Here is a 14,078-nt window from a genome sequence, read left to right on the forward strand (position 1 = left end):
GAGCCATCGTCGCGCGACTTTGAGATAAGTCAGTGAAACCCACATCGGAGGCTCAACTTGTTTAATCACTGACTTGTTTAGCCTATTTTTTCGGTGAGATAATGCATCTCTACTCGAGAGGTCAGTTTGGTCACTAACTCATAACCCACGGTACCAATATGTTCAGCCACTCTCTCAACTGGAAGGTCTTGCCCCCACAAAATGGCTTCATCACCGACGCTATCCTGAGCCTCTGGGCCTAAATCAACCGTCAGCATATCCATAGAAACTCGCCCTGCCATTGGCACAATACGACCATTGACTAACACTGGCGTACCATTAGGTGCCGTACGTGGATAGCCATCACCATAACCAATCGCAATCACACCGATTTTAGTCTCTCGTTGAGCGGTCCATAAGGCACCATAACCGATACTCTCTCCGGCCTTCACCTCTCGAACAGCAATCAGAGGTGCCGTTAAAGTCATGACTGGACGGTATCCCATCGCCTGAGCGTCCTGATGGGCAAAAGGAGAAACACCATAAAGAATGATTCCTGGTCTTACCCAGTCTAGCTGACTTTCCGGCCATGCCAATAATCCAGCCGATGCAGCCAATGAGCGCTCGCCTTTACAGCCATCGGTCAACGATAAAAACAGCTCAATTTGTTGGCGCGTGATCGGGCTATCGAGTTCATCAGCACAGCCAAAATGACTCATATAACGTAGAGGTTTAGCCACATTTGGGCAGCGATGTAAACGCTCAACAAACTCAGCGTGCTGCTCAGGACGCACACCAAGACGATGCATCCCACTGTCGATTTTTAACCATACCGATACTGGCGTGTCTAATTGTGCGCGTTCTAAAGCCTGTAGCTGCTCTTCACAGTGCACGACTGTTTGGATATTGTTGGTCATTAAAACCGGAAGATCGCCAGCAGAATAAAAACCTTCTAAGAGGAGTATTGGCTTAACAACGCCATTCGCTCTGAGTTGCAGGGCTTCTTGAATTCGAGCAACACCAAATGCATCGGCATCTTGAGCGTAGCGAGCAACCTCACGAGAGCCATGACCATAACCATTAGCCTTAACAACCGCCATGACTTTACTACTCGGAGCCTGCTGCTTGATTCTTTGTAAGTTATACTGCAACGCTTGCAGATCAATACTCGCTTTAGCGGCTTTCATGTAGTTCATACTATTATTCATCATCAAACGCTGGGCCTGCGTAGTTGTCAAAACGAGAATATTGACCTTGGAAAGTCAACCGTACCGAGCCTATTGGGCCATTCCGCTGCTTACCAATAATGATTTCCGCAATCCCTTTCATTGGACTATCCGGGTGATAGACTTCATCACGGTAAATAAACATGATCAAATCGGCATCTTGTTCAATCGAGCCAGATTCACGCAAATCGGAGTTGACTGGCCGCTTATCCGCACGTTGCTCCAACGAGCGGTTTAACTGTGAAAGCGCTACCACAGGTACATTAAGCTCTTTGGCTAAGGCTTTTAATGAACGAGAAATTTCGGCAATTTCTAAAGTACGATTATCGGATTGAGAAGGAACCCGCATCAGCTGCAAATAGTCGACCATGATTAAAGATAGCCCACCATGCTCACGAGCAATACGACGCGCACGTGAACGCACCTCTGTGGGAGTCAACGCCGAGCTGTCGTCGATAAACATGTTTTTCTTCTCCATCAGCATTCCCATGGTCGAAGAAATACGCGCCCAATCTTCATCATCGAGTTGACCGGTTCGGATCTTGGTTTGATCTACCCGCGAGAGCGACGCCAGCATACGCATCATGATTTGTTCTGCTGGCATCTCGAGTGAGAATATCAATACTGGTTTATCTTGCTGCATCGCTGCGTTTTCACACAGGTTCATGGCAAAGGTCGTTTTTCCCATCGAAGGACGAGCGGCAACAATAATTAAATCTGAACCTTGTAATCCCGCCGTTTTTTTATTGAGATCAGTGAATCCAGTGTTGACGCCAGTGACGCCATCTTGTGGAGTCTTATACAATAATTCGATACGCTCTAAGGTTTTTTCTAAAATCGTATCAACGTTTTGTGGCCCTTCGTTTTCACTACTACGCGCCTCTGCAATCGCAAATACCTTGCTTTCGGCTAAATCGAGTAAATCTTCCGAACTGCGCCCTTGAGGATCATAACCTGCGTCAGCGATTTCGTTCGCAACACCAATCAAGTTACGCACCAAAGCACGCTCAGCAACAATGTCAGCGTAAGCATTAATATTAGCAGCACTTGGCGTATTTTTAACCAGGTCAGCCAAATAGGCAAAGCCGCCAACATCTTCTAACTGTTCGCGCAACTCGAGGTATTCGGAAAGGGTAATTAAGTCCAGCGGTTGCCCAGATTCAAGTAGGCTTTTCACTGCTTCAAAGATTAACCGATGAGGTCGACTATAAAAGTCTTGAGCAATCACACGTTCAGAGACTGTGTCCCAACGTTGATTATCTAGCAATAAACCGCCAATAACGGATTGCTCAGCCTCTAATGAATGAGGAGGAGTTTTCATTGCTTCAACTTGTGCATCGGCAGGTTTACGATTTCGGTTATCTATTCGGGGATCAGCCATCACTTCACTCAGTCACTCTTTTTAATAACCGCTCATTATAGCGAGAATAGAACATTTGTAATTAGGCATCGAAAAGTTTGTCTATGACTTAGATAGAATTAACCTTAATATGACCCAATTTCAAAAACTGATGCTTATTATTCAGCGATTCTATTCTTTGAGAGAGGTTTCATGTGTCCAAAACTTGGCTTCTAAGTCTGGCTCTGTTGACAAGTTTCCATGTCCACGCCAACAAACAGACAAATCGCAGTAAGGACATTAACGCACCCTCACCTTGGCAAAGTCAAATCGAATTTGGCTATCAAGCGCACTCTGGTAACACAGACTCAGAAGCCCTTAATACGCGTGTTAAAGGGGAATACACCCGTGGTCGTCATCGAACCAATGGCGAGTGGCGTTTTTATAAATTAGATAAAAATGGCAAAGAGAATAAACGGCAATCCAGCTACAGCTTACAAAGCGACTATAAGCTAGGTCCTAAAACCTACTTATATGGCAGTTTTAAAGGGTCTGATTCACGCTATAGCGCCTACTTTTCAGATTACACTTGGTCTGGTGGTCTTGGCTATCAGTTTACTCATACCGACGATTTACTGATTGAACTCGAAGTCGGACCGGGCTACCGCTATCAAGAGCCGAATTTGGATAAAATTAGCAGTGGCGACGTCGTCTTCCCACACTTAGTCAAAGAGCCGATTTATCGCGGCAACCTTAAAGTTGAATGGCAAGCACTGAGCAATTTTAAATTACTCACCGATCTAACCTTGGTTGGCGGAGAAAGTAACACTCGCTTTGACAGTGATATCAGCATTATCAACAATATTACCGATGACATTGCTCTTAAAGTAAGTCAATCACGTCAATACCATAACCGAGTCCCTACAGGTTTAAGTAAAGCTGATAGCGTGATATCAGTAAGTTTGATTTTCTTATTCTAACCATCAACACTCAATATCCCACCTCGCCAAACTTATTACCTTCATCGCTAAACGACATAAATTGGACATAAAAAAACACCAGCCTGAGCTGGTGTTTAAACGAGTTTAGAAACTGAAATTATTCAGCAACAACTTGTAATTTCACTGTAGCGAAAACTTCTGAATGAAGTTGAACGCTAACTTCGAATTCACCTGTAGTACGTAGAGCACCTTCAGGTAGACGAACTTCGCTTTTCTCAAGCTTAACACCGGCTGCAGTTACTGCATCAGCGATGTCACGAGTCCCGATAGAACCGAACAGTTTGCCTTCATCACCAGCTTTAGAAGCAATAACAACCGCTTCTAGTGCGTTAACTTGGTCAGCACGAGCTTGTGCAGCAGTAAGTTGCTCAGCAACTTTTGCTTCAAGTTCAGCGCGACGAGTTTCAAACATCTCAACGTTAGATTTGGTTGCCATTACAGCCTTACCTTGTGGGATAAGGAAGTTACGAGCGTAACCAGATTTAACATTAACTGCATCGCCAAGGCTGCCTAGGTTACCGATTTTATCAAGTAGAATAACTTGCATTACTTAATCCTCTTTCTTAATAAACGGTGCCGATTACTGATGCTTGTCAGTATATGGCAGTAGAGCTAGGTAGCGAGAGCGTTTGATTGCACGAGCTAGCTGACGCTGATACTTAGCACTTGTGCCAGTGATGCGGCTAGGTACAATTTTACCAGCTTCAGTGATGTAATTCTTAAGAGTCGCTACATCTTTGTAATCAATCTCTTGAACGCCTTCTGCTGTAAAACGGCAGAATTTACGACGGCGGAAGAAACGAGCCATGGGCTATCTCCTGATCTAAATTTGAAAAATGTTGTAGACGTTAAGTATGGCTATAACGAACACTTTGTTTCGACTGGAGAATGAATCATTCTCTATAGCAATACCGCCTAATACTAAATGATGAGTGAATGCGTTTGACCGTTGCCTACATCCTACGTTAAGGAACCGAAATTCGCTTAACCCAACATGACTTATCACTAAAAGAGGAAGACCACGATTAATAATAAGAGTTAGCTTGATTCAACCTTCTTTAATGATCAAGAACGTTGACTCAGACGGTCATCTGAAATTACTCAGCGTCTGCTTCAAATTTCACTTCTTCACGCTTAGAACGCTCGTCACGAGCTTTAAGCATGATTGAAGGTTCAGTGATAGCAGCTTTAGTACGCATGATCATGTTACGTAGAACAGCATCGTTAAAACGGAATGCAGTTTCTAACTCATCAATCACAGCTTGATCAGCTTCAACGTTCATTAGAACGTAGTGAGCTTTATGAAGCTTGTTAATTGGGTAAGCCATTTGACGGCGGCCCCAATCTTCTAGACGGTGAACTGTACCGCCAGCTTCAGTGATTGAACCAGTGTAACGCTCGATCATGCCAGCAACTTGCTCGCTTTGATCAGGGTGCACCATGAATACGATTTCGTAATGACGCATTGATTTTGCTCCTTACGGATTATTCAGCTTCCAGATTTGGCCCGGTCATCCAAAGGAAGCAAGGAACGAATGAAAATTGACCGAGAATTAAGGAGCGAGAATAGTACAGAATGGCTAGTCGTTTAGCAAGTGAAATATACTTGTCGCAGACTAAAGATAGACAGGCCGTCTAAAGGGAAAGATGAAGAGAATGTGAAAAGAAAAAGACTGAGAAAAGACCGGATTTACAGGCGATAAAAAAGGGAAGCAATGCTTCCCTTTTAATAGTGATAACAAAAGATTATCGAAATTAAGCGATAACTTTAGCTACAACACCAGCGCCTACTGTACGGCCACCTTCACGGATAGCAAAACGTAGACCTTCGTCCATCGCGATTGGTGCAATTAGCTCTACAACCATCTTGATGTTGTCGCCTGGCATTACCATCTCTACGCCTTCTGGTAGAGAAATGTCACCAGTTACGTCCGTTGTACGGAAGTAGAACTGTGGACGGTAGCCTTTGAAGAATGGTGTATGACGGCCACCTTCATCTTTTGACAGTACGTATACTTCTGATTCAAACTTCGTGTGTGGAGTGATTGAACCAGGCTTCGCTAGTACTTGACCACGTTCTACGTCATCACGCTTAGTACCACGTAGTAGTGCACCTACGTTCTCACCTGCACGACCTTCGTCAAGCAGCTTACGGAACATCTCTACACCTGTACAAGTAGTCGTTGTTGTATCTTTGATACCAACGATAGCAACTTCGTCACCTACACGTAGAATACCACGCTCGATACGACCTGTTACTACGGTACCACGACCTTGAATTGAGAATACGTCTTCGATTGGCATTAGGAATGCTTGGTCTACTGCACGCTCAGGCTCTGGAATGTATGAATCTAGCGCTTCTGCTAGTTCTACAATCTTCGCTTCCCACTGCTCTTCACCGTTCAATGCACCTAGTGCTGAACCTTGAATTACTGGTAGGTCGTCGCCTGGGAAATCGTACTCAGAAAGAAGTTCACGAACTTCCATCTCTACAAGCTCTAGCAACTCTTCATCGTCTACCATGTCACATTTGTTCATGAATACAACGATGTAAGGAATACCAACCTGACGGCCTAGTAGGATGTGCTCACGAGTTTGTGGCATTGGGCCATCTGTCGCAGCTACAACTAGGATACCACCGTCCATTTGCGCAGCACCAGTGATCATGTTTTTAACATAGTCAGCGTGTCCTGGGCAGTCTACGTGTGCGTAGTGACGTGATGGAGTTTGGTATTCTACGTGTGATGTAGAAATAGTAATACCGCGCTCACGCTCTTCTGGAGCGTTATCGATTGACGCGAAGTCTTTCGCTTCACCGCCGTATACTTTTGCAAGTACAGTACAGATAGCTGCTGTTAGAGTGGTTTTACCGTGGTCAACGTGGCCGATAGTACCAACGTTTACGTGCGGTTTCGTACGTTCAAATTTTGCTTTAGACACGATCGTGTTCCTTCCTAGTTATGATTCGCCTTAAGTCAAGTGCACTCAAAGCGCGCCAGAAATTGCTATTTTATGCGCCAACGCTCGTTAGCGCAATAGATTCGTTATTAATCAAATAACAACTACCCACGTTCAGCAATGATTGCATCGGCAACATTTTTCGGAACCTCGGCGTACTCAGCAAACTCCATTGAGTAAGAAGCACGGCCTTGGGTCGCAGAACGTAGATCTGTTGCGTAACCAAACATCTCTGAGAGTGGAACTCGAGCACGGATAATTTTGAGGCCAGCATTGCCATCATCCATGCCTTCAATGATGCCACGACGACGATTTAAATCGCCGACTACATCACCCATCCAATCTTCAGGTGTGGTTATTTCAACTTTCATTAGCGGTTCAAGAATGACTGGGTTTGCTTCTAGCGCGCCCTTCTTGAATGCCATTGAGCCGGCGATTTTAAACGCCATTTCACTTGAGTCGACATCGTGGAATGAACCGTCGAAGAGTGTCGCTTTAACATCCAAAATAGGATATCCCGCTAACACACCGTTGTTCATTTGCTCCTCGATCCCTTTCGCTACCGGGTTGATGAACTCTTTAGGAATTGCACCGCCCACGATGGCGTCAACAAAGACAAAGCCTTGTCCTAACTCTGCAGGTTCAACTTTCAACCATACATGACCGTATTGACCACGGCCACCAGACTGGCGAACAAACTTGCCTTCAACTTCCGCTTGACCACGAATGGTTTCACGATACGCAACCTGAGGTTTACCCACGTTGCAATCAACGCTGAACTCACGTTTCATACGGTCAACGATGATGTCTAAGTGAAGCTCGCCCATACCAGAAATTAGCGTTTGTCCTGTTTCCTTATCCGTTTCGACTCGGAATGACGGGTCTTCAGCCGCTAATTTACCTAGCGCAATCCCCATTCGTTCCTGATCCGCTTTTGAGCGAGGCTCAACGGCGATTTGGATAACAGGCTCAGGAAACTCCATGCGTTCAAGAATCACTTTATGATCTTGATGACAGAGCGTGTCACCCGTAGTGACATCTTTCAAGCCAATAGCGGCGGCGATATCGCCAGCACGAACTTCTTTAATTTCTTCACGTTTATTAGCATGCATTTGTACAATGCGCCCAAAACGCTCTTTCTTTTGTTTGACTGAGTTATAGACCGCATCACCCGAGTTAACCACTCCAGAATAGACACGAATAAACGTCAAAGTTCCAACAAATGGGTCGGTGGCAATTTTAAATGCCAAAGCAGAAAATGGTTCGTTATCGTCAGCGTGACGTTCTACTTCATTCTCGTTTTCATCAATACCTTTGATCGCCGGAACTTCTACTGGCGATGGCAAAAATTCGACAACCGCATCCAAAACCGCTTGCACACCTTTATTTTTAAACGCACTGCCACAAGTGGCAAGAACGATTTCGTTATTCAGCGTGCGCTGACGGAGCGCTTGTTTGATTTCAGCTTCAGTAAGTACGCCGTCTTCAAGGTATTTATCCATCAATTCTTCGCTCGCTTCCGCAGCGACTTCAACTAAGTTGTTGTGCCACTCTTCAGCCAGCTCTAGCATATCATCCGGAATCGCTTCATAAGTAAAGCTCATGCCTTGATCGGCTTCATTCCAGTTGATGGCTTTCATCTTGATAAGGTCGATGACACCTCTAAAATCCTCTTCTGCACCAATATTTAATTGGATAGGAACGGGAGTTGCACCAAGACGATGTTTAATTTGATCTACTACGCGTAGGAAGTCTGCGCCAGTACGGTCCATCTTATTAACAAACACAATGCGAGGAACATGGTATTTATCTGCTTGACGCCACACTGTTTCAGACTGAGGTTCAACACCAGATGAACCACAAAAGACAACCACAGCTCCATCAAGTACACGCAGCGAACGCTCTACTTCGATGGTGAAGTCAACGTGTCCAGGGGTATCAATGATGTTAATGCGATGATCTTGGAATTGTGCATCCATACCACGCCAGAAGGCAGTTGTTGCAGCAGAGGTAATAGTAATACCACGTTCCTGCTCCTGCTCCATCCAGTCCATGGTGGCAGCACCATCGTGAACTTCGCCAAGTTTGTGAGAAAGGCCGGTATAGAACAGAATACGCTCAGTAGTGGTTGTTTTTCCTGCATCTACGTGAGCACAGATACCGATATTACGGTAGCGCTCAATAGGAGTTTTACGAGCCACGATTGTATCCTCTTACTAAGGGAAACCTTAGAAAATAGAAATGTGCTGCGAGAGGACCTCGCAGCACAGAAGGTATTACCAGCGGTAATGAGCGAAGGCTTTGTTCGCTTCTGCCATACGGTGAACGTCTTCACGTTTCTTAACAGCAGTACCTTTGTTTTCTGACGCATCTAGCATTTCTGCAGCTAAGCGACCAGCCATAGATTTTTCACCACGCTTACGCGCAGCTTCAACCAACCAACGCATAGCAAGTGCGTTACGGCGAACCGGACGTACTTCTACTGGCACTTGGTAAGTTGAACCACCCACACGGCGAGATTTAACTTCTACCGCTGGACGTACGTTTTCAAGAGCTTGTTCAAAAACAGCCAAGTGATCTTTACCAGATTTCTCAGCCATAGTGTCTAGTGCAGTGTAAACAATTTTCTCTGCAGTAGATTTTTTACCGTCAACCATAAGGATGTTAACGAATTTTGCCAGCAGTTCAGATTTGAACTTTGGATCTGGAAGGATCTTACGCTGACCAATAACGCGACGACGTGGCATGGAATATTCTCCGTTGTCTTCTTCAGGTTTTTTCCAAAACTATACAGTTTTTTCAAAATAACAAATTAATTTAGTGTTTGGCCTTACTTAACGGAATCCATTAAGACTTAGGACGCTTCACACCGTACTTAGAACGACCTTGTTTACGGTCGTTAACGCCTGAACAGTCAAGCGCACCACGAACAGTGTGGTAACGAACACCCGGAAGGTCTTTTACACGACCGCCACGGATAAGAACAACGCTGTGCTCTTGTAGGTTGTGACCTTCACCGCCGATGTATGAAGTCACTTCGTAACCATTGGTTAGACGAACACGACATACTTTACGTAGTGCTGAGTTAGGTTTCTTTGGTGTAGTAGTATATACGCGAGTACATACACCACGTTTTTGTGGGCACGCTTCGAGTGCAGGCACGTTGTTTTTTGCAACTTGCTTCACACGTGGCTTGCGTACCAACTGGTTAATAGTTGCCATTAGCTAGCTCCTGAATTTACTTAACGTAAGCTTTATGAAAAATCTAGCCCTGATTGTGATTTGCACAAATAGGGACGCAAAATTCTATGCAGCAGTGGGAGGTGTGTCAAGAAATATACAGATCTTTTTTATCCACCAACATCAGTATGGTGGATACTTTTACGGACACTCGATAAAAATTAAGACCAACTTATTGATTTATCTTCATTTACTGTCATTTCAACAAAATCATTCATCGTGACTTGCTCAATAGAACCTGAACACATTTCTAACCAACCACGAGCAGAAAGATCCTCACGCAGTGCATAGACCGACTTAATGGTCTGTAAATCGGTGAAATAAGGGCTGTTTGGGTTAGTAAGATAAACGGCATTTTCGACCAGCAATAGGCTATCATGAGCTTGAAAATAACGACGAACTAATTTTAGCTGTTGAGGATGTTTAATAATATGCAGCACACGTCTATCCTGTGGTATTAAAAAGTCACAATGTGATCAAAAGATTGCCACATTGCCCCAATAGCTTGAGGAGAAAGTGGCGAGACATCAATAAGTAATGCTTCGCTGGTTAAGCCCCATTCGGCAAGGCTTTGTTCACAGACATAACACGACTCAATCTCATACAAATCGAGCAGTTTGAATGTGCTAATGTAGTCTCGACTTAAAATCACCTTAGGATCTTGCCCAGAGACCAATTGCAAAACTCCTTCACCGACAAAAAAGACCGCTAAATCATCACTGTAAGCCGATGCCGCGAGCACGGCATCGAGTCCTTCTCGTCCAGCACTGGTGGCGTGAGGAGGAGAATGAAAAACAAAGGCGATTTTCTTCAAAATTGTACCACTCTATCCTCAGTTAATAGCGCTTCTGCCAGCGCTCCTAGCCCCGCTTGTGTCACTCCCATCGCCAAACTCGATGTTGATAATTGATGCTGTTCGGCTTCGCTTTGGCTAACAATACCACGTCGTAACGCTGCAGCAACGCAGGTTTCTAAGCGAATTTGATGCTTCGTCGCCATGGTTTGCCATGCTTTCACAAGATCAAATTCATCGTTAGCAGGCACGGTTAAACCCGACCCATTCAGCACACCTTCTTGATAGAAGAAAATACGCTTAATACTATGGCCTTTCTCGAGCACCGATTGAGCAAAAAGATAAGCATTACGAGCAGACTGAGTTCCATAAGCTGGACCCGTTACCAATAGAGCATAGGTCAATGGTGTGCTTGACTGACTCACAATCACTCATCCTCGGTTTTACGTTGGCGGATATACAAATAAACCGTATGTTTGGAGATATTTAATCGTTCAGCAACACGATTAATCGCATCTTTAATATCAAAAATACCTTTATCATACAACGCCATGACAATCTGACGATTTTTAGTATTGTTTGATACTGATTTATCGGCATTAATCTCTTCAATAGTCCGCTCAACAGTTTGATCAACCAACTCGACCACATCACTGGCAAAGTTAACCGGAGCAGCAGCCTCTTGAGCTTCTGGTGTCGGCATAAAAGAGTGCAACACCTGTGAAAAAGGCGCATCAAGATTGACGTTAATGCATAACAAACCAATCACTCGATGCTCTCCATTACGAATGGCAACCGTAATAGATTTCATCAATACCCCACCTTTCGCTCTGGTGAAATACGAGCGAGAAAAATTGCGTTCGGAGCCTTCAATATCACGCAGCATTTTTAACGCTAAATCGGTGATCGGCGAGCCCACTTGGCGACCTGTATTCTCGCCATTAGCAATTTTTATCGCCGAAGTATTCAGATCTTCTAACGAGTGCAAAACAATTTCACAAAAGGGGCCAATTAAACTCGCTAAACCATCCACCATCGCTTCATAGGAACGTAAAATCACTTTATCGTGCTCAGTAAATGGCTTTACATGCACAAATTCCATATCCATGAGCATATCGGCGTTAATGCTTTCTGTCGTTGTCACTGTACCTAGACCTTAGAACGTAAAATCAACAAATTGATGTAAGTTTATCAGAAAATTTTAAACCTAGACTAGGCTATCTTACGATGCAGTGACTTAGAACAAATTATACGATGAATATCTCCCTAGCAAAGCATCCGTACTTTTACCATTTGACAAGGGATGATAAAAAAATTGGTTAAACAAGTGAGTTTTACTTATAAAAAAGGCCTGAATCTTCAGGCCTTTGATACTTTTAATAAAGAATGAATGGCTATCCCTTATTTATTGCGCTGCATCGCCATTTTCTACTTTCAACAGCTCCACTTCAAAAACTAGAGTAGAGTTTGCAGGAATGGTTGGCGTATCTTGCTCGCCATAGGCTAATTCTGGCGGAATGACGAACTTATATTTAGAACCTACTTGCATCAGTTGCACGCCTTCTGTCCAACCAGGGATCACACGATTAAGAGGGAAGGTAGCGGGCTCACCACGATCGTAAGAGCTATCAAACTGAGTACCATCGGTCAATGTGCCTTTGTAATGCACTTGTACCGTATCGGTCTCTTTTGGCGACTCACCTTGCGCTTCAGTTAAGACTTGATAAAGCAATCCTGAATCAGTTTTTTTGACGCCTTCTTGCTTCTCAAACTCAGCGCGGAACGCATCTCCAGCTTGCTTATTGGTGGCGGCTTTTTCAGCCGCTTGTGCTTGCATTGACGCAGCAACACGCTTATCCAACGCTTCTAATGCTTCACGAGTCTGCTGTTCATCCATTTGCGGTGCACCAGCAAAAACATGCTCGATACCTCTCAGCACCATGTCTTTATTAAGATCAATACCAATTTCATTAGGCTTTTCGATACTACTGGTTAAATAATTAGCAAAAGAAACACCTATCGCGTAAGCCGCTTTATCATCCTCTGACTTAAAAGTGACACTTTGAACGGCAACAGAGGCATTTGGGGTAGCCGTTGTCTCTTCTTTCTGACAACCAGCAGCTAGCGCAACCGTAGCGGCAAGCAATGACACTTTAAAAAACGATTTCATTCAATTCTCCAACTTTGTAGGTAAACCTTTCTGTTATTGAGCACAAACCGACGAATTAAACTGGTGCACAATAGTATGTTGTACCAATATAACGGTATGTTTCGTAATTGTCTTTACTACTCAACGGATAATTAATTGTGCTGCGGATAATTTCTCATTTCATAGTACCGACGGTTGTCATTTTTCTGTTAAATGGCTGTTTCTTCTTTAATCAAGAGACTGACCGCTGGGTTTTAGAACCCAATGGTTCGACCGGATTTGGCTTAAGCCGCGACGGACGCTTTGCATTAATTTATTCCCAAGAGCACCAACTGGTCTTATGGGATTTAGCACAACGGCAAATTCTAGCAGAGCTAGGCGCACAAGACCCAGAAGCCAACCCTGTCTCGTACATTCGTATTACTGATAATGGCCGTTATGCGATTACTGCCACACAAATCAATTTTGCCGTATGGGACTTAAGCTGGACCCAAGCTCAAGGGTTATGGTCCATTTCTGATGGTTTAATCATGGATGTCGCTCTGAGTAACGATGGGCAACAAGTGTTGCTGGGTGTATCCAACGGTAAAGCCATTTACGTTGATTTAGTCACTGGACGACGACTTGAGTTCCTTGCTCACCAAGAAAAAGTAAATTCTGTCGCTTTATCCCCCAACGGGCGTTATGCCTTAACTGGCGGAAATGATTATACCGCTTATCTATGGGATACTCAGAGTGGACAGATTATCTACAGCTTTGAACATCAACAGCGGGTTAACCGGGTTGCTTTACAGCGTGATGGTCAGTTAGCTTTTACTTCTGATGGCGGTAATCAATCGATTATTTGGAATTTACAAACGGGTGAAAAGCAAGCCAAACTACGTAGTCTTTCTAGACAGCTTATTTTCTCTAGCGCACGATTTTCAGATGATGGGCGTTATCTACTCACTGGAACGCCATCTAGTCGCATCGAAGTATGGTCTACTGATCACGGCAAAAAATTAGCTCGCTTCGAAGCTCAACCACAAAAAGATGCGCGCCCGCCAAGAGCGGTGGTGTATGATGCGGTTTTTAATCCACAATCCAGCGTTATTTCTGGCACCTCTGCGGGAATCGCTCAAGAATGGGAGTTCAATCCATGATCATGCAAAACGCAACCGAACAACAACTACAACAACGAATTGATGATTTAGAGTGTAAACTCGCTTTTCAAGAACAAACCATTGACGAACTCAATGCTGCTCTAACCCAACAGCAGCTATTAATTAATAAAATGCAAGATCAGATGAAATATGTGGTCGGGAAAATGAAAAATATGGATACGTCAAACTTAGCGGATCCAGCCAATGAAACGCCACCACCACACTATTAATGACTTTGAATAACTCAAAAA

The 14,078-nt window shown here is 44.2% G+C and carries 17 protein-coding genes; 3 read left to right on the forward strand and 14 right to left on the reverse strand.

Annotated elements, in window-relative coordinates:
• Window positions 1-77 precede the first annotated feature (77 nt).
• Together alr and FKN88_RS15860 are read right to left on the reverse strand one after the other, a co-directional pair.
• On the reverse strand, window positions 78-1,175 hold the full coding sequence (gene alr, locus FKN88_RS15855) for an alanine racemase (RefSeq protein ID WP_306687672.1): 1,098 nt from the start codon (window positions 1,173-1,175) through the stop codon (window positions 78-80).
• A gap of 4 nt (window positions 1,176-1,179) precedes the next feature.
• Window positions 1,180-2,586 (reverse strand): replicative DNA helicase, encoded by a 1,407-nt coding sequence (locus tag FKN88_RS15860; protein WP_158137745.1) that lies wholly within the window; start codon window positions 2,584-2,586, stop codon window positions 1,180-1,182.
• A gap of 173 nt (window positions 2,587-2,759) precedes the next feature.
• Here FKN88_RS15860 and FKN88_RS15865 point away from each other — a divergent pair, with 173 nt between their 5' ends.
• A complete protein-coding gene (locus tag FKN88_RS15865) occupies window positions 2,760-3,524 on the forward strand; it encodes a YdiY family protein (protein ID WP_154169322.1) in 765 nt (254 codons plus the stop codon).
• Between the two features lie 118 nt (window positions 3,525-3,642).
• Here the strand turns inward: FKN88_RS15865 and rplI are convergent, their stop codons facing one another.
• The 12 genes from rplI to fkpA form a co-directional block, all read right to left on the reverse strand.
• The gene (rplI, locus tag FKN88_RS15870) at window positions 3,643-4,092 is read right to left on the reverse strand and encodes a 50S ribosomal protein L9 (RefSeq protein WP_004396134.1); all 450 of its coding nucleotides are present in this window, start codon (window positions 4,090-4,092) and stop codon (window positions 3,643-3,645) included.
• A 33-nt stretch (window positions 4,093-4,125) separates the two neighbouring features.
• Window positions 4,126-4,353, reverse strand: a complete 228-nt coding sequence (rpsR, locus tag FKN88_RS15875) for a 30S ribosomal protein S18 (protein ID WP_000090472.1) — start codon at window positions 4,351-4,353, stop codon at window positions 4,126-4,128.
• 289 nt (window positions 4,354-4,642) lie between these two features.
• Complete coding sequence (rpsF, locus tag FKN88_RS15880; protein ID WP_004396135.1) at window positions 4,643-5,011, reverse strand: 30S ribosomal protein S6; 369 nt, start codon at window positions 5,009-5,011, stop codon at window positions 4,643-4,645.
• 289 nt (window positions 5,012-5,300) lie between these two features.
• Window positions 5,301-6,485 carry an elongation factor Tu gene (tuf, locus tag FKN88_RS15885; protein ID WP_004397651.1) on the reverse strand — a complete coding sequence of 395 codons (1,185 nt, stop codon included), beginning with the start codon at window positions 6,483-6,485 and terminating at the stop codon, window positions 5,301-5,303.
• A 122-nt stretch (window positions 6,486-6,607) separates the two neighbouring features.
• Complete coding sequence (fusA, locus tag FKN88_RS15890; RefSeq protein WP_004397615.1) at window positions 6,608-8,704, reverse strand: elongation factor G; 2,097 nt, start codon at window positions 8,702-8,704, stop codon at window positions 6,608-6,610.
• Window positions 8,705-8,779: 75 nt separating this feature from the next.
• On the reverse strand, window positions 8,780-9,250 hold the full coding sequence (rpsG, locus tag FKN88_RS15895) for a 30S ribosomal protein S7 (RefSeq protein WP_004397616.1): 471 nt from the start codon (window positions 9,248-9,250) through the stop codon (window positions 8,780-8,782).
• A gap of 100 nt (window positions 9,251-9,350) precedes the next feature.
• On the reverse strand, window positions 9,351-9,725 hold the full coding sequence (gene rpsL, locus FKN88_RS15900) for a 30S ribosomal protein S12 (protein ID WP_004397617.1): 375 nt from the start codon (window positions 9,723-9,725) through the stop codon (window positions 9,351-9,353).
• A 179-nt stretch (window positions 9,726-9,904) separates the two neighbouring features.
• Entirely contained in the window at window positions 9,905-10,183 is a 279-nt protein-coding gene (gene tusB / locus FKN88_RS15905; protein WP_004397618.1) for a sulfurtransferase complex subunit TusB, read from the reverse strand.
• 17 nt (window positions 10,184-10,200) lie between these two features.
• Complete coding sequence (gene tusC / locus FKN88_RS15910; RefSeq protein WP_161438028.1) at window positions 10,201-10,557, reverse strand: sulfurtransferase complex subunit TusC; 357 nt, start codon at window positions 10,555-10,557, stop codon at window positions 10,201-10,203.
• On the reverse strand, window positions 10,554-10,961 hold the full coding sequence (gene tusD / locus FKN88_RS15915; protein WP_217516075.1) for a sulfurtransferase complex subunit TusD: 408 nt from the start codon (window positions 10,959-10,961) through the stop codon (window positions 10,554-10,556). Before tusD ends, tusC begins: the two co-directional genes overlap by 4 nt.
• A gap of 2 nt (window positions 10,962-10,963) precedes the next feature.
• Window positions 10,964-11,680 (reverse strand): transcriptional regulator, encoded by a 717-nt coding sequence (locus tag FKN88_RS15920; protein ID WP_040905838.1) that lies wholly within the window; start codon window positions 11,678-11,680, stop codon window positions 10,964-10,966.
• Window positions 11,681-11,941: 261 nt separating this feature from the next.
• Window positions 11,942-12,706: an FKBP-type peptidyl-prolyl cis-trans isomerase gene (fkpA, locus tag FKN88_RS15925; RefSeq protein WP_154169330.1), complete on the reverse strand. Its 765-nt coding sequence runs from the start codon at window positions 12,704-12,706 to the stop codon at window positions 11,942-11,944.
• A gap of 140 nt (window positions 12,707-12,846) precedes the next feature.
• On the opposite strand from fkpA, the gene FKN88_RS15930 reads away from it, so the two are divergent.
• Both FKN88_RS15930 and FKN88_RS15935 read left to right on the forward strand, forming a co-directional pair.
• Window positions 12,847-13,827, forward strand: coding sequence for a WD40 repeat domain-containing protein (locus tag FKN88_RS15930; RefSeq protein WP_158139003.1), 981 nt, complete (start codon window positions 12,847-12,849; stop codon window positions 13,825-13,827).
• Window positions 13,824-14,057, forward strand: a complete 234-nt coding sequence (locus FKN88_RS15935; protein WP_161426322.1) for a SlyX family protein — start codon at window positions 13,824-13,826, stop codon at window positions 14,055-14,057. Before FKN88_RS15930 ends, FKN88_RS15935 begins: the two co-directional genes overlap by 4 nt.
• The last annotated feature ends 21 nt before the right edge of the window (window positions 14,058-14,078 follow it).

Origin of the sequence: Vibrio sp. 2017_1457_13, from assembly GCF_030851525.1 — a bacterium.
GTDB classification, from domain to species: domain Bacteria; phylum Pseudomonadota; class Gammaproteobacteria; order Enterobacterales; family Vibrionaceae; genus Vibrio; species Vibrio metschnikovii.